Below are 24,210 nucleotides of genomic sequence, written 5' to 3' on the forward strand. Positions count from 1 at the left end.
ACGGGGCCGGCCCTCGGCTCAGCCCTCGGGGTCGTCGGGCACGACGATCGGCTTGATCCGCGCCCACGCGAGGAAGCCGACACCGACGACGAGCAGCGCGAGGCCGGCCCAGAGGTTGGCGTTGATGCCGCCGGTCTTGTCGGTCTCGGCGTCACCGAGGAGCCCCATCAGCGTGAGGATCACGCCGTAGGCGCTGAGCAGCATGCCGATGATCGAGCGGACGTCGAACGCGCCTGCGGTCTTCTTCTCAGCCATCACTGCCTCCTCAGAACGCCACGTTCAGGACGATGACCATGACCAGCGCGACGCCGGCCAGGGGCACCGTACGCCGGTACCAGGGTGCGGACGCCTCCTCGGGGTCGGTGCGCTCGTCGACCGGGGTCTCGGAGTAGACGAGGCCGCGCAGCTGATCGACCGGCTTCGGTCTGGTGACCATCGAGACGACGAGGCTGAGCGCGATGTCGACGACGAACGCGGTCGAGGCGGCGAGGAAGGCCGCGCCCTGGCCGCCCACCGGGATCAGGCCGACGCTGAACGAGCCGAAGGCGTCCTCGCTGAGGAAGGCCACCAGCACCGCGGACAGGGTGCCGGCCACGAGCCCGACCCAGCCGGCCGTCGGCGTCATCCGCTTCCAGAACATTCCGAGGATGAAGGTCGCGAAGAGCGGGGCGTTGAAGAACCCGAACAGCGTCTGGAGATAGCTCATGATGTTGGAGAACGACGCCGCGAACGTCGCGGTCCCGATCGCCACCAGCGTCGCCACGACCGTCGCGATCCGGCCGATCTTCAGGTAGTAGTCGTCCTCGCGGTCCTTCACGACGTAGCCCTGCCACAGGTCGAAGCTGAAGACCGTGTTGAAGGCCGAGATGTTGGCCGCCATGCCGGCCATGAAGGCGGCCAGCAGTCCGGTGATCGCCAGGCCGAGCAGGCCGTTGGGCAGCAGGTCGCGCATCAGGTAGAGGAGCGAGTCGTTGTAGGTGACCGCGGCTCCGGTGGCGACGCCCTCGGGTTTGCCGCCCCCCTTGAGGTCGGCGATCTCCGTGACGAGGACGGCGGCGATCATGCCGGGCACGATCGTGATGAAGGGGATGAACATCTTCGGGAAGGCCCCGATGATCGGCGTACGCCGCGCGGCGCTGATCGAGTTCGTCGCCATCGCCCGCTGGACCTCGACGAAGTTGGTCGTCCAGTAGCCGAACGAGAGCACGAAGCCGAGGCCGAAGACGATGCCGATGACCGAGAGCACCGGGTTGTCGATCCCCGAGAGCGCCTGGCCGGGCCACGACTCGAGCTGCTGCTCGGCCGGCGGACCGGCGCCCTCGGCCGCCGCCTGGGTGATCTTGTCGGTGAGGCCGCCCCACCAGCCGACGCGGTGGAGGCCGATGAGCGTCAGCGGCAGCAGCGCCGCGACGATCACGAAGAACTGCAGCACCTCGTTGTAGATGGCGGCCGAGAGGCCACCGAGGGTGATGTAGGACAGCACGACCGCGGCGGCGACGAGGAGCGCGACCGAGAGCGGCCAGCCGAGCAGGGCGCGCACGATGGTGCCGAGCAGGTAGAGGTTGACGCCCGCGATCAGCAGCTGGGCGAGCGCGAACGAGATCGCGTTGACCAGGTGGGCGCCCGGCCCGAACCGGCGGAGCATGAACTCCGGCACCGACCGGACCTTCGAGCCGTAGTAGAAGGGCATCATCACGACGCCGAGGAAGAGCATGGCCGGGATCGCCCCGACCCAGAAGTAGTGGACCGTCGGCAGCCCGAACTCCGCGCCCGAGGCCGACATGCCCATGATCTCGACCGCGCCGAGGTTGGCGGAGATGAAGGCCAGGCCGGTCACCCACGCCGGCAGCGAGCGCCCGGAGAGGAAGAAGTCGACGGAGTTCGACACGTGGCGCCGGGCCAGCAGCCCGATGCTCAGCACGAAGCCGAAGTAGAGCGCGAGGATGGCGTAGTCGACGAGATGGGCGTCGATCAGGGTGCCGGCCATCACCGTGAGCTGGGCGTGCATGCGCTCCCCCTTCCGAGAACGTGCGCAAACCCGATCACCGTAGACCTCGTGCGTCCCGCCTGTCGCTCCCCCACCCGGGTGACGCCACGTGACGCCAGGTTGTCGCCACCTGCGGTCGAGATGACATCATGAAGGTGTTGACATGACATCACACTGATGTCATCGTGGTGCACATGGACATCACCCCGTACGTCGACGGCCTCCGCCGCGACCTCGTCGCCGCCGCCGAGGCCGGCGGCGAGGACACCCAGCGCGCCGCCGAGCGGCTGCTGCTGGCGCTCGACCCGGCCGCCCGGCTGGCGCTGATGGAGGCGATCTCCCAGGCCGCCGCCGAGATCACCGCCGAGCTGCCCGCGGGCGGTGTCGACGTACGACTCGCGGGCCGCGAGCTCGACTTCGTCGTCCACCTGCCCGCGCCGAGCGCCCCCGCACCCCCGGTGCCGCCGACCCCGCCGACGGCCGAGGAGGCCGACGAGGGCGGGCTCTCGCGGATCACCCTCCGGATCCCGGAGTCGGTCAAGACCCGGGCCGAGGAGAAGGCCGCCCGGGCCGGCGACAGCCTCAACACCTGGCTGGTCAAGGTGATCCGGGGCGCGACCTCCGACGCCGCCGTCAACGTCGACATCGACCTGACCAGCCTCCCCTTCGGCGAGGGGTTCCCCTTCGGGAAGGGCAAGGGCGAGCGCCGCATGAACGGCTGGCTCTGAGCCGGCCCCGGCACGACACCCCCCCACCACCACATCCACCCACCAGGGACCGGCACCGGGCCGGCCCCGTGGCCGAGCACACCCTGGAGACACCCATGACCGACCACCGCTTCGAGACCCACGAGCCCGTCGCCCTCTTCGTCGAGATCGGCTCCGGCCAGGTCGACGTCACCGCGACCGACACGACCGAGAGCCGCGTCGAGGTCACCGGCCGCCACGCCGACGAGGTCGAGGTGACCCTCGACGGTCGCGACCTCCGGGTCGTCGCACCGCGCCGGCGCAACGGCTTCTTCCACGACGACACCAGCCTCCACGTCACCGCGCTCGTCCCCACCGGCAGCGACCTCACGTCCCGCACCGGCAGCGCCGACACCGGCGTCGTCGGCGAGGTCGGCGTCGTGGTCGTGAAGTCCGGCTCGGGCGACGTGAGGCTCGACGCCGTACGGGGTCCCGTCACCGTCGAGACCGGGTCCGGCGACGTCGAGATCGAGGAGACACGCGCCGCCGCGGCGATCAAGTGCGGCTCGGGTGACGTCAGCCTCCGCACGTCCGGCGCCTCCACCGCCGTGTCCACGGGCTCCGGTGACGTCGAGATCGCGCTCAGCCGCGGCAAGACCGTCATCAAGACCGGGTCCGGCGACGTCCACCTGGGCGACTCCGAGGGCGACGTGACCCTCCAGACCGGCAGCGGCGACCTCCAGATCGACAGCGCGCGCCGCGGCAAGGTCACGGCCAAGGGTGCCTCCGGCTCGGTGCGCGTCGGGGTGCCGTCCGGCACCCCCATCTGGACCGACGTCTCGACCATCTCCGGCCGGATCCACAACGAGGTCCAGGGCGTCGGCCAGCCCGAGGAGGGCGCCGACCACGTCGAGCTGCGCGCCACCACCGTCAGCGGCGACGTCGTCCTGCTCCCCCGCTGACCCCCGTCCGCGACTCAGCCGTCACACACCCGCGACTCACCTGTCACACACCCACGACTCAACCGAGAGGAGGGCGACATGAGCAGCCACCTGACCGAGGCCGGCGAGATGACCCGCCGGTTCGACCTGGCCACCCACGAGGTCGACCGGGCCCACCGGGCCGACCGCGAGACCGGCGTCCGCACCACCCGGCGCCACCAGCTCGCGACCAGCCTGCGCCGGTTCGCCGACCGCCTGGAGCAGTGACCCCGTAGCCCCTCCTGACCCCGCTCGTTGGGGGGTCAGGAGGGGTTGTTCATGGGTAGACGCATCACGGTCCTGACCACCGTCGCGCTGGTGGCCGCCGGCCTCGTCGCGACCGGGCCTGCGCCGGCGGGCGCCGCCGCCGAGTCCGGCTGGCAGCCGCGACCCGCGCGCTTCGACGGCAGCACGACCCGCACCGACCTGCGGATCCCGATGGACGACGGGGTCGTCCTGCGCGGCGACCTCACCCTCCCGACCGGCGCCGACGGGGAACCCGTCGACCGTCGCCTCCCGGTCATCGTGACGATCACCGCCTACAACAAGTCGGCGACCGGCGGCGCGGCTGGCGGCCTCGCCGGCGCGCCGCCCGACTACCTCGTCAGCCGCGGCTACGCCCAGCTCACGGTCGACGCCCGCGGCACCGGCAGCAGCGGCGGGGTCTGGGGCGCGTTCAGCAGGCGCGAGGCGAAGGACGCGGGTGCCGTGGTCGAGTGGGCCCACTCGCGACGGTGGAGCAACGGCCGGGTCGGCATGTCCGGCCCCTCCTACATGGGCATCTCCCAGCTCTTCGCCGCCTCGCGCAAGCCGGCCGGGCTGCGGGCGATCTTCCCGCAGGTCCCCGCAGCCGACGTCTACCGCGACGTCGTCGCCTCCGGCGGCCAGGTCGACGTCGGATTCATCCCGCTCTGGCTCGGCCTCGTGACCGGCGCCGGCCTGGTGCCCCCGGCGTACGGCGCGGAGGAGCCGGAGTCCGGGTTCGGGACCCTGGTCGACCGGCTGATGACTGCCACGACCTTCACGGCCCCGCTGCTCACCGACGCCGTGCTCGGCCGCGACCCGGCGTACGACGGGAGGTTCTACCGCGACCGCTCGCCGATCGAGGTGATCGACCGGGTCGACGTCCCGACCTTCCTGGTCGGCGGCCAGGACGACCTCTTCCAGCGCGGCACCCCGATGGTGTTCGACGCGCTGCGGCGGCGCGGCGTGCCGGTGAAGATGGTCGTCGGACCGTGGGACCACCTGCAGGGCTCGGCCGGGACCGGGCTCGAGGACGCCGGCTACGGCACGCTCAGCGAGCTGCAGCTGCGCTGGTTCGACCACTACGTCCGCGGCAAGGCCGACCCGGCGCTCGACGCCGACATCCCGCCGATGACCTACTACGAGCAGGGCACCGACCGATGGGTGTCGAAGGGGCAGTGGCTGGCCCGCGACCTCGAGCCGACCACCCTCCGGCTCTCCGGGTCCGCGGTGCCGGCCCTCTCCCCGGGCTCGCTCACGCAGGGCGAGGTCACGACCGGCGAGAGCGTCCTGCCGCCGGTGCCGGTCAGCGGGCTCTGCACCCGGTCGGCCAACCAGTGGACCGCCGGGATCATGCAGCAGGTCTGGGCCGACAACCCGTGCCTGCGCGACAACCGGCTCAACGACCTCACCGGTGCCGTCTTCGAGACCGAGCCGCTGGCCTCACCGCTGCGGATCCAGGGTCCGATCAACGCCCGGCTCTTCACCTCGACGCCGAGCGGCGACGGGATGTGGTCGGTGACGGTCGAGGACGTCGCACCCGACGGCACGGTCGACCGGCTCACCGGCGGCTGGCAGGTGATCTCCCACCGGGCGCTCGACCGGGCCCGGAGCACCTACGTCGACGGCGCGCTCGTCCAGCCGTGGCACCCCTTCACGCGCACGGCGCGCGCCCCGCTGGCCGACGGCGAGGTCGCCCCCGTCGACGTCGAGGTCTTCCCGACCGGCGCGGCGATCCGGCCCGGCCACCGGCTGCGCGTCAGCGTCCAGGCCTTCGACGTCCCCCACCTGCTCCCGCCGGTGCCGGACCTGCCGTCCACCCTGGTGCCGCTGACGATCCACACCTCGCCGCGGCACCCGTCGACGATCACGCTGCCGACCCGCTGAGGAGGTCAGCCCCTCATGGCGACGCCACGGCGCCAGTAGCCCATGAAGGCCACCTGGTGGCGGGCGATGCCGAGGTCGCGCACGAGGTGGCGGCGCAGCGCGGTCACGACGCCGGACTCCCCCGCGATCCAGGCGTAGAGGTCCGCGTGCGGACCCAGCTCTCGAGGCGCGGCCCCGGCACCGGTCAGTGGCTCCCCCGAGGAGGAGAAGGTCGGCGTCTCCCAGAGGTCGTCGACGTCGTCCGCAGTCCGGTCCGCAGCGCCGGCCGGGGAGGGGACGCCGAGGTGCGCGACGACCGCGGCGTGCAGCCGCTCGCCGAGGGGTACGCCGCCGCGCGGCAACCAGACGACCTCGACCCCGACCGGGCCGTCCACGTCGAGCACGTCGTCGGCGTGGGGGACCTCGAGGAACGCGGTGCCGCGCGCGCCATCCGGCAGGCACTCGAGGATCGAGGAGATCGCCGGCACGGCCGTCTCGTCACCGACGAGCAGCAGGTGTCCGGCGTTGCCGGGGTCGAACTCGATGCCGCCGAAGGCGACGCCGCGGCGGGGGGCGACCGTCACGAGCCGGTCACCGACCCGGACGCTTGACGCCCAGCGAGCCCCCGGCCCGCTCGCGGGGTCGTCGGGGTGGATCACGACGTCGACGACGAGCCGGGTGTCGGCCCCCTCCCCACGGACCTCCCGCACGGTGTAGGTCCGCATGTGGCCGCGCTCGTCCTCCGGCTGCGCGAGCCACGCGGCATACCAGTCCTCGGCGGCGGTGACCGCCGGGACGCGACCGGAGGCGCCGGGGAAGATCAGCTTGAAGCGCTGGTCGTGGACCGGCCCGTCGGGACCGAGGTCGGCGAGGCAGGCGCCGCCGAGCTCGATCCGGACGAAGCTCGTGGACAGGCGGGAGACGGAGACGACCTCGACCTCGTCGAGGATCATCGGCAGCGGGGCGAGCACGGCGGTCACGCGGGCCTCCTGGTGGGAGCGGGGAGCTCGGGTCGGGCGCCGCGCTGGCTGCGGCGGCTGAAGGGGACGACCAGCGGGGTGCCGGTCAACGGGTCGGGCACGACGGTGCAGTCGAGCCCGAAGACGTCGCCGACGGTGTCGGCGGTGACGACCTCGTCCGGTGGGCCGGCGACCACGACCTCGCCGTCGCGCATGGCGACGAGGTGGTCGGCGTAGCGGGCGGCGAGGTTGAGGTCGTGGAGCACCATGACGACCGTCGTCCCGCGCGTGGCGTTGAGGTCGTCGACGAGGTCGAGCATCTCGACCTGGTGGGTCACGTCGAGGTAGGTCGTCGGCTCGTCGAGCAGCAACAGCTCGGTCTGCTGGGCCAGCGCCATCGCGATCCACACCCGCTGCCGCTGGCCGCCCGAGAGCTCGTCGACCATCCGGTCGGCCAGCGGGTAGGTCTCGGTCAGCAGCATCGCCTCGGTGACGGCCTGCTGGTCCTCGCGGCTCCAGCGGCGGAACAGCCGCTGGTGGGGGTGGCGGCCCCGGGAGACCAGCTCGGCCGCGGTGATCCCCTCCGGCGCGACCGGCTGCTGCGGCAGCAGCCCGAGGGTGCGCGCGACGGCGGCCGTCGGCATCCGGTGGATCTCCTCGCCGTCGAGGAGCACGCTGCCGCCGCTGGGCCGCAGCAGTCGTGCGAGCCCGCGCAGCAGCGTCGACTTGCCGCAGGCGTTGGGGCCGACGATCACGGTCACCTCGCCGTCGGGCACGTCGAGGCTGAGCTCGCGCACGACCGTACGGTCGGCGTAGCCCAGCGTGAGGTCGCGGGTGGCGAGGCGGGAGCTGGGAGCGGTCATGCCGCCCTCCTTCCGGTACGGCCGCTGGCGAGCAGCCAGAGCAGGAACGGCGCGCCGGCGGCACCGGTGACGACGCCGACCGGGACGTTGACGTCGGCGAGGAGGTAGTCCGCGACGTAGTCGGCCCCGACCACCACGCACGCGCCGACCAGGCCGGCGGCGACGAGGGAGGTCCGGCCGCCGCAGAGCGCACGGGCCACCGGTCCTGCGGTGAAGGCGACGAACGCGACGGGACCCGCGGCAGCCACGGCGACCGACACCAGCACCACGCCGGTCGCCAGCATCAGGTCCGTACGCCGCGGCGAGACGCCGAGCCCCGCGGCCGTGTCCGCGCCGAGCTCGGTGACCCGCAGGTCGCGGGCCTGCCACGCGGTGAGCGGCAGCAGCACCACGAGCGCGAGCGCCAGCCAGCGGACCGTCGGCCAGTCGGCCTGCTGGAGGCTGCCGGTCAGCCAGCGCAGGACGACGTGGGCGTCCCACTCGTCGGCGCGGGTGAAGAGATACTGGATGACCGAGGCCAGCACCGCGGCGACCCCGACCCCGACGAGCACCAGCCGCTGGCCGCCGGCGGGACCGGCGACCCACCGGGTCGCGGCTGCGACGGCGAGCGCGCCGGCGACGGCGAGCAGCGACAGGTCGGCGCCACCGACACCGAGGACCACGATGCCGAAGACCGCGGTGGCGCTCGCGCCCATGCTGACGCCGATGATGTCGGGGCTCGCGAGCGGGTTGCGCAGCGACGACTGGAAGATCGCGCCGGCGACGCCGAGGCAGAGCCCGACCGTCACGCCGAGCAGCGCGCGCGGGAGCTTGGACTCCATCACGATGAAGGTCGCGCCGGGGATGTCGGCGCCGGCGAGGATCCGGACGAAGTCGGGGATGGTGACGGTGAAGTCGCCGAGGAGCACGCGCGCCGCGACCACGAGCAGGAGCACGCCGGAGAGCACGGCCACGACGAGCCGCTCGCGGCGTACGGGAGCACGGCGGGCGCGCTCCACCCGTTCCGTCCGGTCAGCCAGGTCCTCGGGGACGAGCACCGCGGTCATGCGGTTCCCCACCTCCCCCGTCGCAGCAGCCAGAGGAACGCCGGGAGGCCCACGAGCGCGGTCATGATCCCGACCTGGACCTCGGTCGGCGGCAGGACGACGCGGCCGAGGGTGTCGGCGAGCGCGACCAGCGCGGCGCCGAGGAGCGCGGAGAGCGGCAGCACCCGCGCGTACGACGGGCCGGCGAGCAGGCGCGCGGCGTGCGGGACGAGCAGTCCGACGAAGGCGATCGGCCCGGCCAGGGCCGTGGCGCCGCCGGCGAGCAGGGCGCACGCGACGCCGACGACCGCGCGGCTCCAGGCGAGGCGCGCACCGAGGCCGGACGCGAGGTCGTCACCGAGCGCGAGCGCGTCGAGGCGCCGCGCGCTGAGAACGGCGAGCAGGGCGCCGACGCCGAGGAACGGCAGCACCGTCCCGAGCGCCGTGAGGTCGCGGCCGCCGACGGTGCCGACCTGCCAGTAGCGGAAGGCCTCCATGGTCTCGCGGTCGACGAGGAGGGCGGCCGTCGTGAGGCTGCCGAGCGCGGCGGTCACCGCGGCGCCGGCGATGGTGATCCGGCCGGGCGTCGCGCCCTCGCGCCCCCACGCGGCGATCGCGTGGACGACGACCATCGCGACGCCCGCGCCGACGAAGGCGAAGCCGAGGAAGCCCGACAGTGTGGAGATCCCGAAGGTCCCCATCGCCAGCACCATCGCGAAGGACGCGCCGGCGTTGATGCCGAGGATGCCCGGGTCGGCGAGCGGGTTGCGGGTCAGGCCCTGGAGACAGGCGCCGCCGAGACCCAGCGCCGCCCCGACCGCGAGCGCGACCAGCGTGCGCGGCACCCGGGCGGCCGCCACCGCGTGGAGCGGGTGGGCGGGGTCGAACAACGCGGCCGGCGGGACGGGGCGCGAGCCGACGAAGACCGACAGCACCGTGGCCACCGCGAGGACGCCGACCACGGTCGCGACGACGCCGAGGGGTCCCCGCGACCGCCCGGCACCCGCGGCGCGCGGGTACCGGGTGGCCGGCGTCTCGGCGGTGAGGGTCACGACTGCGGCGCGACGTCCGCGACGTGGGGCAGGAACTCCTCGACGATCCAGGGCATCGACAGCGGCGAGGGGTTCGTGATGGCGAGGCCGACGTGCTTGTCGACCTCGGCGTAGGCGTGGCCGTCCTTGATCGCGGGGATCTCACCGAGCAGGGGGTCGTCGGCGAAGGTCTGCAGGTCGTCCTCGGTCTCGGCGTAGGTCAGCAGGACGTCGGCGTCGACGGAGGAGGCGCGCTCGGCCGAGATGCTGCCGTAGAACTGACCCGGCTTCACGACGTCCTCCACGATCGGGGCGTTGGTCATGCCGAACTCGGTCAGGGTGCGCACCCGGTTGTCCTCGGCCCCGTAGATGCCGATGGTGGAGAGGTCGGCGGCGGTGAGGTAGGCGAAGACGACCGAGGTGCCCTCGAGCTGCGGGTAGGCCTCACGGGCGTCGGCGATCACCCGCTCGGTGTCGGCCGCGACCTCGTCGGCGAGCTCGGAGCGACCGAGCGCCGCGCCGACCATGTCGAGCGAGGTGTCCCACGAGGTGACCCACGGAGCCTCGGGGTAGGCCACGACGGGCGCGATCTTCGAGAGCTTCGCGTAGTCCTTCTCGGTGATGCCGGAGTTGGTCGCCAGGATGACGTCGGGTGCGAGCTCGGCGACCTCGTCGATCGGGGTGCCGTCGGTGTCGTCGAGGCGCACCGGCTGCTCGCCTCCGACCTCCTCGAGCGCGGCGTCGAACCAGTCGGAGGAGCCGGCGTCGTTGCCTCCCCACGTCAGCTTGGTGGCGCCGACGGGAACGACCCCCAGCGAGAGCACCAGGTCCTGGTCGGTCCAGCCGAGGGTGACCACGCGCTGCGGCTCCGCCTCGATCGTGGTCTCGCCGAGGTCGTGCTCGATCGTGACGGGGAACGCGTTCGCGTCGGCGGTGGACTCGGCGACGGGTGCAGCTGCACCCGACCCGGTGTCGGCCGCCGAGGTCGAGCCGGTGCTGCACGCGGCGAGGGCGGGGACCACGAGGGCCGCCGCGAGGGCCAGCGTCGTCCGGCGACGGACACACGTCATGAGGATGCTCGCTTCCAGTTAGGTATGCCTTACTTGGGTAAGGCTAACCTAACTATTGCCTCCTCCGGACAGACGGGTGCCCACCCCTCGGAACGGCAGTCCTCAGATCGAGGTGCGGTGGAAGTTCGTGAACGAGCGCGACGCCGTGGGACCACGCTGCCCCTGGTAGCGCGAGCCGTACTTCTCCGAGCCGTAGGGGTGGTCGCTCGGTGACGAGAGCCGGAAGAAGCAGAACTGGCCGATCTTCATCCCGGGGTAGAGCTTGATCGGCAGCGTCGCGACGTTGGCGAGCTCGAGCGTCACGTGGCCGGTGAAGCCGGGGTCGACGAAGCCGGCGGTCGCGTGCGTCAGCAGCCCGAGCCGGCCCAGCGACGACTTGCCCTCCACGCGGGCGGCGATGTCGTCGGGCAGGCCGACGGTCTCGTACGTCGAGCCCAGGACGAACTCGCCCGGGTGGAGGATGAACGGCTCGTCGCCCGCCGTCTCGACCACGCGGGTCAGGTCGGACTGGTCGGCGGCCGGGTCGATCGAGGGGTACTTGTGGTTGTCGAAGACCCGGAAGTAGCGGTCGAGCCGCACGTCGATGCTCGACGGCTGCATCATCGCCTCGTCCCAGGGGTCGAGCGTGATCCGCCCACCGTCGATCTCGGCCAGGATGTCGCGGTCGCTGAGCAGCACGGCGGCAGGCTACCCCGCCTCTGGCAGCATCTGCTGCGTGTCCGCACCGGCCTCCTCCCCCGTGTTCCGCCGCTACGTCGCCCTCGGCGACTCCTTCACCGAGGGGGTCGGCGACCCCGATCCGGTCCGCCCCAACGGACTGCGCGGCTGGGCCGACCGGGTCGCGGAGGTGCTGGCGCTCCAGGACCCCGACTTCCGCTACGCCAACCTCGCCGTGCGCGGCCGGCTGCTCGGCCCGATCCTCGAGGAGCAGCTCGACGCCGCGATCGCCCTCGAGCCCGACCTGGTGACCATCTACGCCGGCGGCAACGACCTGATCCGGCCGCGCATCGACATCGACGCCCTCGCCTCGACGTACGACGCGGCGCTGGGCCGGCTCGCCGCCACCGGCGCCACCCTCGGGGTCTTCACCGCCTTCGATCCCGGCGCGGGCGGCCCGTTCGGCCGGCTACGGGGCCGGTTCGCGCTCTACAACGAGCGGGTGCGGGAGATCGCCGAGGGCCACGGCGCCGTGGTCCTCGACTCCTGGCGGATGCGGCCCGAGCACCCCGAGCTGCTCTGGTCGGAAGACCGGCTCCACCTCGGCCCGCTCGGACACCGCGCCGTCGCCGCGGAGGTGCTCACGACGCTCGGCGTCCCCCACGACCTCGACGCGACGGACCCGACCGGCGCGATCGGCGACTCGCCCTTCAAGGCCGGCCGCCGCGCCGACGTCGACTGGCTGGTCCGCCACGCCGTGCCGTGGGTCCGCCGCCGCCTCACCGGACGCTCCTCCGGCGACGACGTCGAGCCCAAGCGACCCACCCTGCAACCGATCTGAGCGTCGGGTAGCCTGTGCGCGCACCAGTGCGGATGTAGCTCAGTTGGTAGAGCGCGACCTTCCCAAGGTCGATGTCGCGAGTTCGAGTCTCGTCATCCGCTCCACGACTGCCTCGTGTGCCTGAGCACTACCTCCGGGCAGGCCTCATGCACACGCCGCACGTCGGGCGTGTCACAGGTGGCCGACGATCCCCCTCAGCCGGTGGCCAGGCGCGGGCAGCGCTGGAAAGCCGGGAAGGTCGGGTCCGGAGCGATCGCCTCGATGTACAGCGGCCCCGCGGGGGTCGTGTCGATGGCGAAGTACACCCCGGTCCCGACGACCTTCGACGCCGGCAGCTGGTAGTTGAAGGGGATCAGCAGCCCCGCAGGCTGATCGCCCTCGGGATCGAACGGCACCGGGTCGCCGATGAAGCCGTTGGCGAACAGCGGCTTGGCCACGTTGTCCGCCTTGCTGCCGCCACTGATGCCCGGCGGGCCCAACGGATCGTGGCCGGAGCACCACTGCCCCACGATCTCGTGGACGGTGGCCTGGGCGGGGGTCGCCACCAGCAGCTGCGCGGTCAGGACAGCCGCTCCGACGGTCGCGACACGGATGACACCTCGGTTCATGTTCGCTCCTCAGCTCGGAAGTTCGTCCCTGGCCACGCTCCTCCCGGCCGCAGTCCCTCACAACCCTCAGAATTGAGGGGTGCGTGCCGGCCCAGTGGGGGTCGGCGGGTGCGGCGTCGGTGTGACTCTTGCGATTTTTGTGACCTATGGGGACAGTGGGGTGTCCCCTTCCCCGGACGGATTGAGCATCCTGATGTCTCGGCACCCCACCGACCCGACCTCCTCCCTGACCCAGATCGGACCCCGCCAGCGCGCCGTGCTGGCAAGCGCGGCCCTGCTCTCGCTGGTCCTCGTCGGCGCCCTGCTGCTTCCCGAGCGCGGTGATCCCGACGAGGGGTCGCTGACCCCCGCCGCCGAGCCGGCGTACGCCCCCCGCGCCGAGATCGAGCGCGCGCTCGCCGAGGAGGGGCAGGTGCGGTGCGCGGTGTTCGAGGAGCAGCGCTACTGCCTCGGCATCGGCTGGACGACCCGGACCGCCGCGGAGGAGCAGGCCAGGATCACCACCGAGCGGGCCGGCCGGCGCCGGGCGGTCGAGACGACCGGCGACCTCACCACCTCCGACCTGCTGGCGCAGCGCGCGGCGATGCCGACCGCCCAACGGGAGGAGGCCGAGCGCGCCGAGCTCGAGGAAGCGGCCCGCAGCGTCGCGAAGGTCGTCATGCTCCGCCACGAGATCCTCGGCGAGCCGCTGCCCGACGGGTTCTCGGAGCGCCATCCCCAGGCCCGGGCGGCTGCGACGAGCGCCGCCGCGAAGGGGTTCAAGGACTACCCGAGGCGGGACACGGTCCTGAACCCGAAGCACATCCGGGCCCAGCGTCGCACCTACTGGTGCGGCCCCGGCACGATGCAGTCGATCGCGTGGGGCTGGCAGAAGCAGCGCAAGACCCAGCAGCACTGGGCACGCCGCCTCGGCACGACCACCAGTGGCTCGGCCATCTCCGAGATGGTGCGCGTCGTCAACGGCTCGACCGGCTACGACCGCGCGGACCGAGCGGGGAAGTACGTCGTGCTCGACATCTCCGACTGGAAGTTCAAGCAGTGGATGCTGCTGCAGCTGCGCCACGTCCACGACTACCGCGCGCCGCTGGTGCTCCACCCGATCCTGCTCAAGAAGTTCTACCCCTACCTCGACGACGACGCCTCCGGGCACTTCCAGGTCGGCCGCGGCTACGACAAGAACGGCCGCAAGCCCGGGCTCATCGGCTACTTCGAGCCGTGGAACCAGCAGCGGTTCGACCCCTCCGAGCCCTACATCGCCCGCGTGCAGTGGCGCCGCGCCTACAACAGCTTCCGCGCCAACAAGGCCCACCCCCACCAGAACATCGGGGTCTGAGTGCGCGCCCGGCTCACCGCGCTCGGCCTCGTCGCGGCCCTGGCCCTGAGCGGCTGCACCGAGGAGCAGCCGGCACCACCGGAGCCGACCGGGAGCAGCACGCCGTCGGAGGAGCCGACCACGGACGAGCCGACACCCTCGAGTGAGCCGAGCAGCGACCCGCCGGCTGCCCTCGACTGGCAGCCGGTGGCCGGCTCCGTCGACGACGTCGTCACGGTCAGTGGGCGCTGGACCCTCACGGTCGCGGCCGACGGCGGGTCCGCGACCCTCGACGGCCCACGGTCCCGCACGGTCGAGGCGCCAGCCGGCTTCAGCATCAGCGAGGCCCTCATCGACGGGCAGTACGCCGCCGTGGTCGCCGAGCACGACCAGGCGGGCAGGCCCAACGACGTCACGGTCGTCGACCTCCGCCGGGGCCGCGAGGTCGACGCGGACGTCGAGCCCGGTGTCGGCGGCTCCTTCGCCCTCGGGTCCGGGCTCCTCGCGAGCACGGCCACCCGCGGCCGCGACTACTGCCTCGGGGTCGTCGACCTGGTGGCAGGCCGCAGCAGCCAGGGTCCGTGCGTGCCGCCGCGCCACGGCATCTCCAACCTCGACGTCGGCCCGGCCGGCATCTCCGCGATGACCTTCGACGACGGCCGCCCCTCCTGCCGCACCCTCAACCGGCTGGAGGGCGGCGAGTTCTCGCCCCTGGCCGGCGTCGCCGAGTGCCGGGGCTGGGAGGCCGTCGTGTCCGAGACGTTCGCCATCTGGGGGGAGGTCGCGAACGAGCGCCGGATCGAGGCCGGCAGCTATTTCGTCGACAGCGGTGGCGGGCCCGTCGAGCTCGGCCCCGGCACCACCGGCTCGCTGACCTGGTGCGGCGACGCGGCGTACGTCGTGCGCGACCCGCAGCGGAGCAAGGACCCGGCACGGCTGCTGCGGGTCGACGTGGAGGGCGGCACCACCGAGGTCGTCTACGAGACCGAGGCGACCGGGAGGGCCTTCCTCTCCGAGCCGCGGTGCGGTGGCAGCGACCTCACGATCACGGCGTACACGAACGAGGGCGACGAGCAGGTGACGGCACGCCTGCCCTGACGGGCGGTAGCGTCCGCCCATGAAGCCGGTCATCGCGTTCTCCGCGCTCTACCTGGCTGCGGGCAGCGTCTGGTTCCTGCGCACGGCGAACAGCGAGTTCGTCATCTACGTCCTCGTGATCGTCGTCCTGCTCGGCGGGGTGCTCCGCGCGCAGCGGACGGCGCAGTGGCCGACGTGGATGCTCTGGGGCTTCTCGATCTGGGGCCTGATGCACGTCCTCGGCGGGGCCGTCGAGATCGGCGACCACGTGCTGTTCGCCCAGCACCTCGTCCCGTTCATCGACCGCGGCGGCGACTTCTACGTCCTCAAGTACGACCAGGTCGTCCACGGCTATCTCTACGGCCTGGTCGCGATGATGTCGCACCACGTCCTGCGCCACGTGTTCGCGATCCGCGGCCACGACGTCGCGGTCGCGGTCAGCGCGGTGCTGATCGCGCTGGGCATCAGCTCGCTCAACGAGCTCATGGAGTTCCTGATCTCGCTCACCATGGCCAACGGGGTCGGCGGCTACGACAACACGATGCTCGACTTCTGCTCGAACTTCACCGGCGCGGTCGTCGCGACGGCGGTCTACGCGCCGCTGGTGGCTCGACGGGAGCGACCTATCGTGGCGGGGTGACCGACTTCGCCGGCTTCCCCGTCAGCGCCCTCGACTTCTACGACGACCTCGAGATGGACAACTCCCGGACGTTCTGGGAGGAGCACAAGGCGACCTACGACCGCGACGTCCGGGCGCCGATGCAGGCGCTGGTCGCCTCGCTGGAGCCCGAGTTCGCCCAGCCCGGGCTGCGCGTCAAGGTCTTCCGGCCCCACAGGGACGTCAGGTTCGCCAAGGACAAGACGCCCTACAAGACCCACCAGGGCGCGTTCGTCCCCGCCGGCGAGTCGACCGGCTGGTACGTCGAGATCTCGGCGCGCGGCACCCGCGTCGGCGCCGGCTACTACGAGGCGTCGGGACCGCGGCTCTCCGCGATGCGCGAGGCCGTCGCCCACGACCGCTTCGGGCCGCAGCTGGAGAAGATCGTCGCCGACCTCGAGGCCGAGGGCTTCGAGATCAGCGGCGAGAAGCTCAAGACGTCGCCCCGAGGCTACGACGCCGACCACCCGCGCATCGAGCTGCTGCGCCACAAGCAGCTGATGGCCGGGCGGCGCTACGGCTTCGAGGCCGACGACATCGGGCCCGGCCTGCTCGAGCGGGTGCGCGACGACTGGCGTGCGCTGCGGCCGCTGGTCGAGTGGTGCGCCGAGCACTCCCGCACCTGAACGACTCAGGCGAACCACGCGTCGCTGGTGACGACCTGCCGCATCTGGTCGAAGCTGATCGGCGGCTCGGGCGACGTCTGCACCGATGACTTGGGTTCCGCCGCGTTGTAGGAGATGACCTCGAGTGCCCAGCCGTCGACCGTGAAGAGGGACAGCCCACGCCCGGTCGTGCCGCCGTCCGCGGCCGGCTGCTGCTCCTGCCACTGCCGCTCGGCCGATCCGTCCGGCAACGAGGAGCACTGCATGCCCTGCGCGGCCGTGGCACGGCACTCGGCCAGCGGCGCCCGGTCCTCGAGGAAGCCGTCGACGAAGACCGTGGTGTAGGCGCCGTCCCACCGGAAGTGCGCGACGACCCCGTCCCGATCCCCCGGGTAGGCCATGACGGTCTCGACGTCGCCGCCGATGACGTCGGCGACGACCCCGGGCACCTGCCCGGGCGTGACGGCGAGGGTCCGCGGCTGGGCTGGCTCGGGCGCCACCCCCGAGGGCGTCGGCTCCTCCTGCGCGGACTCCGTGGCGCCGCCACCTCCCCCGGCCGGCTGCACGGGGGCCTCGGAGCGGAGCAGCTGGGGCACGCCGACGGACGCCAGGGCGAGCACCGCCACCGCTCCCCCCGACGCGAGGGTGGTGAGCACCTGGCGGCGTCGGCGTCGCGCACGGCCTCGGCGGAGGCCGCCGGCGACCAGGCCCTGGACGTCGGGCTCGAGCGTGGCGGTCGCCTCGGTGAAGTATTGGTGCGGATCGGTCATGGCGAGGCCTCTCAGGCGTGCAGCTCGGCGAAGGTGACGTCACCGAGCAGTGGTCGGATCCGGTCCAGGGCGCGCAGGCTCCGGTTGCGCACCGCGCCGGAGGAGATCCCGAGTGCCTCGGCGGTGTCAGCGACGCTGACGTCGTCGAGGTAGCGCATGACGAGCAGCGCGCGGTCGCTCGGCTCGAGCCGGGCCAGCGCCTGGGTGAGGGTCAGTCGCAGCGCACTGTCGGGACCCGTGGCCGGCTGCTCCGGCAACCGGTCGGACGGCCGCTCGGTGCTGCTCCGCCGGCGGCGGGCGCTGATGTGGGTGCGTACCAGCGTGGTGTGGGCGTAGGCCGCGGGGTTGTCGATCGGCGCGGCCAGCCGCTTGCGCCACGCGACGTACACCTTGGCGAAGGTCTCCTGCACGAGGTCCTCGGCGAGCTGGCGGTCGCCGCACAGCAGGAACGCGGAGCGGTAGAGCTGTCCCGCCCGGGCGCGGGCGAACTCCGCGAAGTCCGCGTCGTCACCGGTTGCCATGTCCGCCGTCCCTCTCGCCGTCGTGCGTCACCCCTATGACGCGCGAGAAGCCGGGTACGTCACGCGGTGACGCCGACGAACCCCTCAGTGAGGCTGCCAGGCGTCCTCGTCGGCGGTGCGCGAGGTGACCTCTCCCGGCAGCTCGCCGACCGCGAGCTGGGCGATGGTGACGTGCTCGAAGACGTCGCGCAGCGAGCGTCGGGCGGCGATCCAGACGTGCTGGAGCACGGCCGCCTCGTCGTTGTACTCCACCGCCTCGGGCCGCAGGCCGTAGACCGAGACCAGCGGGCCGTCGACGGCCCGGATCACGTCGGCGACCGAGACCGAGTCGGCGGCACGCGCGAGCCGCCACCCGCCGGACTGGCCGCGCTGGGAGATCACGACCCCCGCCCGGCGCAGGTCGGCGAGGATCGCCTGCAGGAACCCGTGGGGGATGTCCTGGCGGCGTCCGAGCTCCTCGGCGCTGATGGCCGAGCGCTCGGTCTCGCGCGCGATCTCGATCAGCGCCCGGAGGGCGTAGTCGGACTTGGCGGAGACGCGCATGGCGCCATCTTGTCAGACGGGTGACGGTGGGCCGGGTCACACCACACGGTCCGGCCAGCCGCGCCGCGGCACCGGACCGGGCAGATCGCTTGCGTGCGTGACCCCGGACGGCGATACTCGTTGTTACCGGTGAGTACAACTACTCAGTAACCGGACACCGACCAACGTCTCCCACGAACGAACAGGTGGAGCTGTGAGCCACTACAAGAGCAACCTCCGCGACATCGAGTTCAACCTCTTCGAGGTGCTCGGCCGCGACGACGTCCTCGGCGCGGGCCCCTTCGCCGAGATCGACTCCGAGACCGCTCGCGCCATCCTCTCCGAGGTCGACCGGCTCGCCCGCGAGGACCTCGCGGCGTCCTACGAGGACAGCGACCAGAACCCGCCGGTCTTCGACCCGAAGACCAACACCGCGCCGGTCCCCGAGTCCTTCGCGAAGAGCTACCAGGCGTGGATGGACGCCGAGTACTGGCGGCTCCAGGTCGTCGAGGACCTCGGCGGCACCCCCGCCCCCTCCTCGCTCAACTGGGCGATCGGCGAGATGGTGCTCGGCTCCAACGCCCCCATCTGGATGTATGCCGCCGGCCCGTCGTTCGCCGGCGTGGTCCACCGCAACGGCAACGAGCGCGACAAGCGCATCGCCCAGATCATGGTCGAGAAGGGCTGGAACACCACCATGGTGCTGACCGAGCCCGACGCGGGCTCCGACGTCGGCGCCGGCCGCACCAGGGCGACGCAGAACGACGACGGCTCCTGGAACATCGAGGGCGTCAAGCGCTTCATCACCAGCGCCGAGAGCCAGCTCTCGGAGAACATCATCCACCTCGTGCTGGCCCGCCCGGTCGGCGTCGAGGGCGTCGGCGGCCCCGGCACCAAGGGCCTGTCGCTCTTCATCGTCCCGAAGGTCCACTTCGACCACGAGACCGGTGAGCTGACCGGCGAGCGCAACGGTGCCTACGTCACCAACGTCGAGCACAAGATGGGCATCAAGGTCTCCAACACCTGCGAGGTCACCTTCGGCGACCCGTCGGTCGGCGGCGGCGAGCCCGCGAAGGGCTGGCTGCTCGGCGAGGTCCACGACGGCATCGCCCAGATGTTCCAGGTCATCGAGAACGCCCGGATGATGGTCGGCACCAAGGCCATCGCGACGCTGTCGACCGGCTACCTCAACGCCCTCGACTACGCGAAGTCGCGCGTCCAGGGCCCCGACCTGACCCAGGCGGCCGACAAGACCGCGCCGCGCGTCACGATCACCCACCACCCCGACGTACGCCGCTCGCTGATGGTCCAGAAGTCCTTCGCCGAGGCGATGCGCAGCCTGGTGCTCTACACCGCGACGTGGCAGGACAAGGTCCAGGTCGCCGAGCACGAGGGCACCACGGACAGCGACGAGGCCAGGCTCGCCATGGCCGTCAACGACCTGCTGCTCCCGATCGTCAAGGGCTACGGCTCGGAGCGCTCGTGGGTGCTGCTCGGCACCGAGTCGCTGCAGACCCTCGGCGGGTCGGGCTTCCTCACCGAGTACCCGATCGAGCAGTACGTCCGCGACGCCAAGATCGACACCCTCTACGAGGGCACCACCGCGATCCAGGGCCAGGACTTCTTCTTCCGCAAGATCGTCAAGGACCAGGGCCGCGCGCTGGGCCACCTCGCGAAGGAGATCGAGGGCTTCATCGCCTCCGAGGCCGGCAACGGCCGCCTCAAGACCGAGCGCGAGCTGCTCGGCCGGGCGCTGGGCGACGCCAACGCGCTGGTCGGCCTGATGATCAACGACCTGATGTCGGCCGACGCCACCGCCGAGAACGGCGACCTGCGCAACATCTACAAGGTGGGCCTCAACACCACCCGCCTGCTGATGGTGCTCGGCGACGTCGTCTGCGCGTGGCTGCTGCTCCGCGGCGCCGAGGTGGCGCTCCAGAAGCTGGGCGGCGAGCTGTCGGAGAAGGACCAGCACTTCTACGAGGGCAAGGTCGCGGCCGCGCAGTTCTTCGCGCAGCACAACCTGCCGAGGCTCACGGCCGAGCGGAAGATCGCCGAGGCGACCGACCTCTCGCTGATGGACCTCGACGAGGCCGCGTTCTGATCCTGTTCTGATCCTGCGTCCCTGACGCGTCGCGTACGACGCCCCCGCCCGCTCCGGGCGGGGGCGTCGTCGTTCCCCCACAACCCGGTCACCGGTCGCTAGGCTCGGACGGGCGGGGACCTGCGACGAAGGAGTGACATGGGTATCGGTGTGGGAATCGTGCTGCTCGTGATCGGCCTCATCCTCGTGACCGGCGCGATCGACCTGCCGGAGGCCGTGACCTCCAACGTCGAGGCCGGCACCATCGGCTGGATCTGCGTGATCATGGGCGCGCTGGCGCTCGTCCTCGCCCTGGTCATGAACCAGCAGCGCTCGCGCACCAAGCACGTCGAGGAGCGCCGCCAGATGTGATGCCCTGAGCCGGCAGCGCTCCCACGTCCCCCCACGGCGGTCCCCGACCGTCAGCCTCCGCGGGGCCGCCGGGCGTCGGCCGGCAGCCCGAACTCCGTGTGGACGCCGGGACTGAAGGCGACGTGGTCGGGGGGTCGGTGGGCGAGGTGGCCCAGGCCGACAGAGCCCATGAGTCCGTCGTGGAGCGCGACGACCTCGGCCTCCTGCATCCGCCAGGACTCGTGCCGGTTCGGGACGTAGAGGGTGCGGCCGAACCAGCGGGTGTGCAACCCCCAGCGGTCGCTGACGAAGTGGTCGAGCGCAGTGGCCGCACGGTGTGGTCCGACGCGGATCGCCACGTGGCTGGTCGCGCCGTGGCGACCGCGCAGCTGCGCGTCGTACGTGTGCGTCGCGTCGTCCCGGCAGTGGCGCATCCGGGCCCACCGGTAGGGCAGCCCGAAGGCTGCGCGGGCGCCGGCCACGACCGCCGAGCGGTCGGTGTCGAGGCTGAGGAAGACGATCCCGCGGCGTCCCGTGCCGTCCACGGAGTAGAGCCGGACGTTGGTCTCGAGGAACGTCCCGAACCAGGGCACCCCGGGGCCACGGCCGATGCCGGCGTCGACCATCCGGAAGGGGATCAGGCCGACGTACGTGACGCCGTCCAGTGTGTCGGGCCGGACACCGGGCGGCATGCGGTCGGCCACCTCGGCCGGGTCCACCGCCCAGTGCAGGAACGTCAGGTCGCGCCAGTCCTGGTTCATGATCACCGGACCTGTCAGGTCCGGCGCCTCGGGCGAGAGCGGCTCCGGGTCACGCATCCCCACCGAGCGTATCCGAGACCTTCGACCGGCCACGCCCACCTAGGCTGGACCAGGTGACGACGATCGGGATCATCTCGCCGGGCGCGATGGGCTCGGCGCTCGGGCGGGCCTGGGCGGCGGGCGGTGCGCGCGTCGTCGCCACCGTCGACGGCCGCAGCGAGCGGACGCGAGGGCTGGCCCACGGGTTGGAGCTGTTGCCGTCGCTGGCCGACGTCGTCCGCAGCGCCGACCTCGTGGTCAGCGTCTGCCCGCCGGCCCACGCCGCCACGGTCCTCGACGACGTCCTGGCCGTGGTCGGCGACCACCGGCCGCTGCTCGCCGACCTCAACGCGGTCTCGCCCGAGACGGTCCGCGGGCTGGCCGACCGCGCCGCGTCGTACGGGCTCGACCTGGTGGACGGCGCGATCAGCGGCGGGCCACCGGAGCCGGGCGACGACACCATGGTCTACCTGAGCGGCGGACGGGCAGCCGAGGTCGCCGCGCTTCCCGCCGACGGGATCCGCACCCGCGTCGTCGGCGACGCGGTCGGCGCCGCGTCCGGGGTGAAGATGTGCACGGCCTCGGTCTACAAGGGCACGACCGCCCTGTGGGCGCAGGCCCTGCAGACCGCCCACGCGTCGGGCGTCCTCGACGTCGTCCTCGACGACCTCGCCGAGGCCTTCCCGGAGCAGGTGCCGGGCGTCGGTCGTCGGATCGCGGTCTCGACGACGAAGGCCCACCGGTTCGTCGGCGAGATGGAGCAGATCGCAGCCACCCAGGCCGCTGCCGGCGCCTCCGGCGAGCTCTTCGAGGGGATGGCCGCGGTCTACCGCCGGCTGGCCGCGACCGACCTCGCGGAGCTCTCACCCGAGGAGGCCCGGGCGCTGACCGACCTGACGTCGGTCCTCACTAGGCTCCGGCCATGAGCGATCAGCTGACGTCCTGGGTCCAGGTCTGGTGGCAGGCGGTCGAGGACCTCTCGTCGCTCCTCGAGGAGGTGGCGGGCGAGGACTGGTCGACCGCGACCGACCTCCCCGGCTGGGACGTCCACGCCGTCGCCGCCCACTCCGCCCACCTCGAGGCGCTGCTCGCCGGCGCCGAGCACGAGCCGGTCGACATCGGCGAGCCGGCCCACGTCCGCGGGATGATGGGCCAGTTCACCGAGGAGGGCGTCGTCGTCCGCCGCGACCGCACCCCCGACGAGCTGATCAACGAGCTCCGCTCCTCCGCGACCACCCGCCACACCGCGCTGCTCGCGGACCCGCCCACCGACCCGGCCGCGCCGGCACCGGGCGTCTTCGGGCTGATCGGGTGGGACACCCAGCGGCTGCTGCGCAACCGCCCGCTCGACCTCTGGATGCACGAGCAGGACGTACGCCGCGCCCTCGGTCGTCCCGGCAACCTCGACGGGCCGGCGGCGGTCCACACGGCCGACTACCTCGCCGAGAGCCTGGGCTTCGTCGTCGGCAAGCGGGTCGGGGCCCCCGTCGGCACCTCCGTGGTGCTCGAGATCGCCGGCCACGCCCCGACCGCCGTGCAGGTCGGCGACGACGGCCGCGCACGTCCCGTCGGCGTCCCGGGCGACCGCACCGCGTGCCTCGCGATGGACCGCGAGTCGTTCATCCTCCTGGCCGGCGGGCGCCGCCAGCCCGAGCCGGGTGCCGTCGCCGTGAGCGGCGACGCCGACCTCGGCCGACGCGTGCTGGAGGGGCTGGCAGTCACCCCGTGACCGACCTGAGGACCGACCTGACCTGGGACCTGCACGACCTCCCCGACCAGACCGGCAGGCGGACGCTCGTCACCGGCTGCACCGTGGGCGGGCTCGGCTTCCACGTCGCGCTCGAGCTCGCGCGGCGCGGGGGCAGCGTGGTGCTGTCCGGCCGGACGTCGTCGCGGCTCGACGAGGCGGTCACCGCCATCGAGCGGGAGGTGCCGGGCGCCGACACGGCGACGCTGGTGGTCGACCTCGCCGACCTCACGAGCGTCCGAGGCGCGGCGACCGAGGCGGCGGCGTACGGCCCGATCCACTGCCTGGTCAACAACGCCGGCGTGATGGCGACACCGCCGCGGCGCACCGTCGACGGCTTCGACCTCCAGCTCGCGACCAACCACCTCGGGCCGTTCCTGCTCACCGGCCTGCTGCTGCCCCAGCTCGTCGAGAGCGGAGACGGACGCGTGATGGCGGTGTCCTCGCTGATGCACCGGGTCGCCAACGCGGCGCCCGTCGACGACCCTCGCGCCCCGGCGACACGCCACTACCAGCGCTGGCAGACCTATGCCCGGACCAAGCTGGCCAACCTGCTCTTCACCTTCGAGCTCGACCGTCGGCTGCGTCACGCCGACCTCCCGGTGGTCGCCACGGCGGCCCACCCGGGCTACGCCGGCACCCACCTCGTCGTCAACGGTCAGACCGGCGGCCTCGGCGGTCCGGTCGCCTCGATCGTCCACGGCGCCAACCGCGCCGTGTCCCAGTCGGCGGCCGACGGGGCCCTGCCCCTGCTGATGGCCGCCACCGCCGACATCCCGGGCAGCACCTACTGCGGCCCGGGCGGGTTCCGCGAGCTCCGCGGTCTCCCCCGGCTGGTCGGCTGCAGCCGTCGCGCCCGCGACGAGCACCTCCAGGCGAGACTGTGGGAGGTCAGCGAGCAGGCCGTCGGCCTGGCCTGGCCGTGATCCCCTTGTCATCCGGCCACCA

27 protein-coding genes and 1 tRNA gene are annotated in these 24,210 nt (G+C 72.5%); 15 read left to right on the forward strand and 13 right to left on the reverse strand.

Translation table 11 applies throughout. The features are described from left to right. Nucleotides 1-18: 18 nt before the first annotated feature. Nucleotides 19-255, reverse strand: a complete 237-nt coding sequence (locus tag ABD091_RS07500) for a hypothetical protein (RefSeq protein WP_343916968.1) — start codon at nt 253-255, stop codon at nt 19-21. A 10-nt stretch (nt 256-265) separates the two neighbouring features. Further along, nucleotides 266-1,990: a sodium:solute symporter family protein gene (locus ABD091_RS07505; RefSeq protein WP_343920910.1), complete on the reverse strand. Its 1,725-nt coding sequence runs from the start codon at nt 1,988-1,990 to the stop codon at nt 266-268. Between the two features lie 191 nt (nt 1,991-2,181). Here ABD091_RS07505 and ABD091_RS07510 point away from each other — a divergent pair, with 191 nt between their 5' ends. From ABD091_RS07510 to ABD091_RS07525, 4 genes are all read left to right on the forward strand, one after another. Next, a complete protein-coding gene (locus tag ABD091_RS07510) occupies nt 2,182-2,715 on the forward strand; it encodes a toxin-antitoxin system HicB family antitoxin (protein WP_343916970.1) in 534 nt (177 codons plus the stop codon). 95 nt (nt 2,716-2,810) lie between these two features. After that, the gene (locus ABD091_RS07515) at nt 2,811-3,635 is read left to right on the forward strand and encodes a DUF4097 family beta strand repeat-containing protein (RefSeq protein ID WP_343916972.1); all 825 of its coding nucleotides are present in this window, start codon (nt 2,811-2,813) and stop codon (nt 3,633-3,635) included. Nucleotides 3,636-3,713: 78 nt separating this feature from the next. Further along, nucleotides 3,714-3,881, forward strand: coding sequence for a hypothetical protein (locus tag ABD091_RS07520; RefSeq protein WP_343916974.1), 168 nt, complete (start codon nt 3,714-3,716; stop codon nt 3,879-3,881). Nucleotides 3,882-3,932: 51 nt separating this feature from the next. Continuing rightward, nucleotides 3,933-5,783, forward strand: a complete 1,851-nt coding sequence (locus ABD091_RS07525) for a CocE/NonD family hydrolase (protein ID WP_343916976.1) — start codon at nt 3,933-3,935, stop codon at nt 5,781-5,783. A gap of 5 nt (nt 5,784-5,788) precedes the next feature. On the opposite strand, the gene ABD091_RS07530 is transcribed toward ABD091_RS07525, so the two are convergent. The 6 genes from ABD091_RS07530 to dcd all read right to left on the reverse strand — a co-directional run bounded on the left by ABD091_RS07530 (nt 5,789) and on the right by dcd (nt 11,388). Then, a complete protein-coding gene (locus ABD091_RS07530; RefSeq protein ID WP_343916978.1) occupies nt 5,789-6,742 on the reverse strand; it encodes a siderophore-interacting protein in 954 nt (317 codons plus the stop codon). Continuing rightward, nucleotides 6,739-7,584, reverse strand: a complete 846-nt coding sequence (locus ABD091_RS07535; protein ID WP_343916980.1) for an ABC transporter ATP-binding protein — start codon at nt 7,582-7,584, stop codon at nt 6,739-6,741. The genes ABD091_RS07530 and ABD091_RS07535 overlap by 4 nt, the downstream gene beginning before the upstream one ends. After that, on the reverse strand, nt 7,581-8,630 hold the full coding sequence (locus tag ABD091_RS07540) for a FecCD family ABC transporter permease (RefSeq protein WP_343916982.1): 1,050 nt from the start codon (nt 8,628-8,630) through the stop codon (nt 7,581-7,583). Before ABD091_RS07540 ends, ABD091_RS07535 begins: the two co-directional genes overlap by 4 nt. Beyond that, nucleotides 8,627-9,661 carry a FecCD family ABC transporter permease gene (locus ABD091_RS07545; RefSeq protein ID WP_343916984.1) on the reverse strand — a complete coding sequence of 345 codons (1,035 nt, stop codon included), beginning with the start codon at nt 9,659-9,661 and terminating at the stop codon, nt 8,627-8,629. Before ABD091_RS07545 ends, ABD091_RS07540 begins: the two co-directional genes overlap by 4 nt. Beyond that, nucleotides 9,658-10,710 (reverse strand): iron-siderophore ABC transporter substrate-binding protein, encoded by a 1,053-nt coding sequence (locus tag ABD091_RS07550; RefSeq protein WP_343916985.1) that lies wholly within the window; start codon nt 10,708-10,710, stop codon nt 9,658-9,660. The genes ABD091_RS07545 and ABD091_RS07550 overlap by 4 nt, the downstream gene beginning before the upstream one ends. A gap of 102 nt (nt 10,711-10,812) precedes the next feature. Further along, a complete protein-coding gene (dcd, locus tag ABD091_RS07555; RefSeq protein WP_343916986.1) occupies nt 10,813-11,388 on the reverse strand; it encodes a dCTP deaminase in 576 nt (191 codons plus the stop codon). A gap of 37 nt (nt 11,389-11,425) precedes the next feature. On the opposite strand from dcd, the gene ABD091_RS07560 reads away from it, so the two are divergent. Both ABD091_RS07560 and ABD091_RS07565 read left to right on the forward strand, forming a co-directional pair. After that, nucleotides 11,426-12,208, forward strand: coding sequence for an SGNH/GDSL hydrolase family protein (locus tag ABD091_RS07560; RefSeq protein WP_343916988.1), 783 nt, complete (start codon nt 11,426-11,428; stop codon nt 12,206-12,208). Nucleotides 12,209-12,236: 28 nt separating this feature from the next. Continuing rightward, nucleotides 12,237-12,312 (forward strand) — tRNA-Gly (locus ABD091_RS07565). 90 nt (nt 12,313-12,402) lie between these two features. Here the strand turns inward: ABD091_RS07565 and ABD091_RS07570 are convergent. After that, complete coding sequence (locus ABD091_RS07570) at nt 12,403-12,816, reverse strand: hypothetical protein (protein ID WP_343916990.1); 414 nt, start codon at nt 12,814-12,816, stop codon at nt 12,403-12,405. A gap of 193 nt (nt 12,817-13,009) precedes the next feature. Between ABD091_RS07570 and ABD091_RS07575 the strand changes: the two genes are divergently transcribed. From ABD091_RS07575 to ABD091_RS07590, 4 genes are read left to right on the forward strand one after another with little or no spacing between them, the layout of a single operon-like run. Further along, complete coding sequence (locus ABD091_RS07575) at nt 13,010-14,149, forward strand: papain-like cysteine protease family protein (RefSeq protein ID WP_343916992.1); 1,140 nt, start codon at nt 13,010-13,012, stop codon at nt 14,147-14,149. Further along, nucleotides 14,150-15,226, forward strand: a complete 1,077-nt coding sequence (locus ABD091_RS07580; RefSeq protein WP_343916994.1) for a hypothetical protein — start codon at nt 14,150-14,152, stop codon at nt 15,224-15,226. It begins immediately after the preceding gene. Between the two features lie 19 nt (nt 15,227-15,245). Continuing rightward, nucleotides 15,246-15,845 carry a DUF2238 domain-containing protein gene (locus ABD091_RS07585; protein ID WP_343916996.1) on the forward strand — a complete coding sequence of 200 codons (600 nt, stop codon included), beginning with the start codon at nt 15,246-15,248 and terminating at the stop codon, nt 15,843-15,845. Beyond that, complete coding sequence (locus ABD091_RS07590; RefSeq protein ID WP_343916998.1) at nt 15,842-16,489, forward strand: DUF2461 domain-containing protein; 648 nt, start codon at nt 15,842-15,844, stop codon at nt 16,487-16,489. The genes ABD091_RS07585 and ABD091_RS07590 overlap by 4 nt, the downstream gene beginning before the upstream one ends. 5 nt (nt 16,490-16,494) lie before the next feature. Here ABD091_RS07590 and ABD091_RS07595 read toward each other — a convergent pair whose 3' ends face one another. The 3 genes from ABD091_RS07595 to ABD091_RS07605 all read right to left on the reverse strand — a co-directional run bounded on the left by ABD091_RS07595 (nt 16,495) and on the right by ABD091_RS07605 (nt 18,302). Next, on the reverse strand, nt 16,495-17,238 hold the full coding sequence (locus ABD091_RS07595; protein WP_343917000.1) for a hypothetical protein: 744 nt from the start codon (nt 17,236-17,238) through the stop codon (nt 16,495-16,497). Between the two features lie 11 nt (nt 17,239-17,249). Then, nucleotides 17,250-17,759 (reverse strand): SigE family RNA polymerase sigma factor, encoded by a 510-nt coding sequence (locus ABD091_RS07600; RefSeq protein WP_343917002.1) that lies wholly within the window; start codon nt 17,757-17,759, stop codon nt 17,250-17,252. Between the two features lie 84 nt (nt 17,760-17,843). Then, nucleotides 17,844-18,302, reverse strand: coding sequence for an RrF2 family transcriptional regulator (locus ABD091_RS07605; RefSeq protein ID WP_343917004.1), 459 nt, complete (start codon nt 18,300-18,302; stop codon nt 17,844-17,846). Between the two features lie 193 nt (nt 18,303-18,495). Here ABD091_RS07605 and ABD091_RS07610 point away from each other — a divergent pair, with 193 nt between their 5' ends. Further along, on the forward strand, nt 18,496-20,385 hold the full coding sequence (locus tag ABD091_RS07610; protein ID WP_343917006.1) for an acyl-CoA dehydrogenase: 1,890 nt from the start codon (nt 18,496-18,498) through the stop codon (nt 20,383-20,385). A 138-nt stretch (nt 20,386-20,523) separates the two neighbouring features. After that, nucleotides 20,524-20,736, forward strand: coding sequence for a DUF6458 family protein (locus ABD091_RS07615; RefSeq protein WP_343917008.1), 213 nt, complete (start codon nt 20,524-20,526; stop codon nt 20,734-20,736). A 50-nt stretch (nt 20,737-20,786) separates the two neighbouring features. Here the strand turns inward: ABD091_RS07615 and ABD091_RS07620 are convergent, their stop codons facing one another. Then, nucleotides 20,787-21,533, reverse strand: coding sequence for a YqjF family protein (locus ABD091_RS07620; protein WP_343917010.1), 747 nt, complete (start codon nt 21,531-21,533; stop codon nt 20,787-20,789). Between the two features lie 56 nt (nt 21,534-21,589). On the opposite strand from ABD091_RS07620, the gene ABD091_RS07625 reads away from it, so the two are divergent. Genes ABD091_RS07625 through ABD091_RS07635 form a run of 3 tightly spaced genes read left to right on the forward strand, consistent with a single transcriptional unit; the run spans nt 21,590 to nt 24,188 of the window. Then, a complete protein-coding gene (locus ABD091_RS07625; RefSeq protein WP_343917012.1) occupies nt 21,590-22,441 on the forward strand; it encodes an NAD(P)-dependent oxidoreductase in 852 nt (283 codons plus the stop codon). Then, entirely contained in the window at nt 22,438-23,244 is an 807-nt protein-coding gene (locus tag ABD091_RS07630; RefSeq protein WP_343917014.1) for a maleylpyruvate isomerase family mycothiol-dependent enzyme, read from the forward strand. Before ABD091_RS07625 ends, ABD091_RS07630 begins: the two co-directional genes overlap by 4 nt. Then, nucleotides 23,241-24,188, forward strand: a complete 948-nt coding sequence (locus ABD091_RS07635) for an oxidoreductase (RefSeq protein WP_343917016.1) — start codon at nt 23,241-23,243, stop codon at nt 24,186-24,188. Before ABD091_RS07630 ends, ABD091_RS07635 begins: the two co-directional genes overlap by 4 nt. Nucleotides 24,189-24,210 lie beyond the last annotated feature (22 nt).

It is taken from the genome of Nocardioides aestuarii, assembly GCF_039527245.1.
Taxonomy (GTDB): Bacteria; Actinomycetota; Actinomycetes; order Propionibacteriales; family Nocardioidaceae; genus Nocardioides; species Nocardioides aestuarii.

Bases quoted from the DNA above. Each gene is read 5' to 3' on its own strand.
- ABD091_RS07500 (WP_343916968.1), bottom strand. From the start codon at position 255: ATGGCTGAGAAGAAGACCGCAGGCGCGTTCGACGTCCGCTCGATCATC.
- ABD091_RS07510 (WP_343916970.1), top strand. From the start codon at position 2,182: ATGGACATCACCCCGTACGTCGACGGCCTCCGCCGCGACCTCGTCGCC.
- ABD091_RS07515 (WP_343916972.1), top strand. From the start codon at position 2,811: ATGACCGACCACCGCTTCGAGACCCACGAGCCCGTCGCCCTCTTCGTC.
- ABD091_RS07520 (WP_343916974.1), top strand. From the start codon at position 3,714: ATGAGCAGCCACCTGACCGAGGCCGGCGAGATGACCCGCCGGTTCGAC.
- ABD091_RS07525 (WP_343916976.1), top strand. From the start codon at position 3,933: ATGGGTAGACGCATCACGGTCCTGACCACCGTCGCGCTGGTGGCCGCC.
- ABD091_RS07535 (WP_343916980.1), bottom strand. From the start codon at position 7,584: ATGACCGCTCCCAGCTCCCGCCTCGCCACCCGCGACCTCACGCTGGGC.
- ABD091_RS07540 (WP_343916982.1), bottom strand. From the start codon at position 8,630: ATGACCGCGGTGCTCGTCCCCGAGGACCTGGCTGACCGGACGGAACGG.
- ABD091_RS07550 (WP_343916985.1), bottom strand. From the start codon at position 10,710: ATGACGTGTGTCCGTCGCCGGACGACGCTGGCCCTCGCGGCGGCCCTC.
- ABD091_RS07570 (WP_343916990.1), bottom strand. From the start codon at position 12,816: ATGAACCGAGGTGTCATCCGTGTCGCGACCGTCGGAGCGGCTGTCCTG.
- ABD091_RS07575 (WP_343916992.1), top strand. From the start codon at position 13,010: ATGTCTCGGCACCCCACCGACCCGACCTCCTCCCTGACCCAGATCGGA.
- ABD091_RS07585 (WP_343916996.1), top strand. From the start codon at position 15,246: ATGAAGCCGGTCATCGCGTTCTCCGCGCTCTACCTGGCTGCGGGCAGC.
- ABD091_RS07595 (WP_343917000.1), bottom strand. From the start codon at position 17,238: ATGACCGATCCGCACCAATACTTCACCGAGGCGACCGCCACGCTCGAG.
- ABD091_RS07600 (WP_343917002.1), bottom strand. From the start codon at position 17,759: ATGGCAACCGGTGACGACGCGGACTTCGCGGAGTTCGCCCGCGCCCGG.
- ABD091_RS07605 (WP_343917004.1), bottom strand. From the start codon at position 18,302: ATGCGCGTCTCCGCCAAGTCCGACTACGCCCTCCGGGCGCTGATCGAG.
- ABD091_RS07615 (WP_343917008.1), top strand. From the start codon at position 20,524: ATGGGTATCGGTGTGGGAATCGTGCTGCTCGTGATCGGCCTCATCCTC.
- ABD091_RS07620 (WP_343917010.1), bottom strand. From the start codon at position 21,533: ATGCGTGACCCGGAGCCGCTCTCGCCCGAGGCGCCGGACCTGACAGGT.
- ABD091_RS07630 (WP_343917014.1), top strand. From the start codon at position 22,438: ATGAGCGATCAGCTGACGTCCTGGGTCCAGGTCTGGTGGCAGGCGGTC.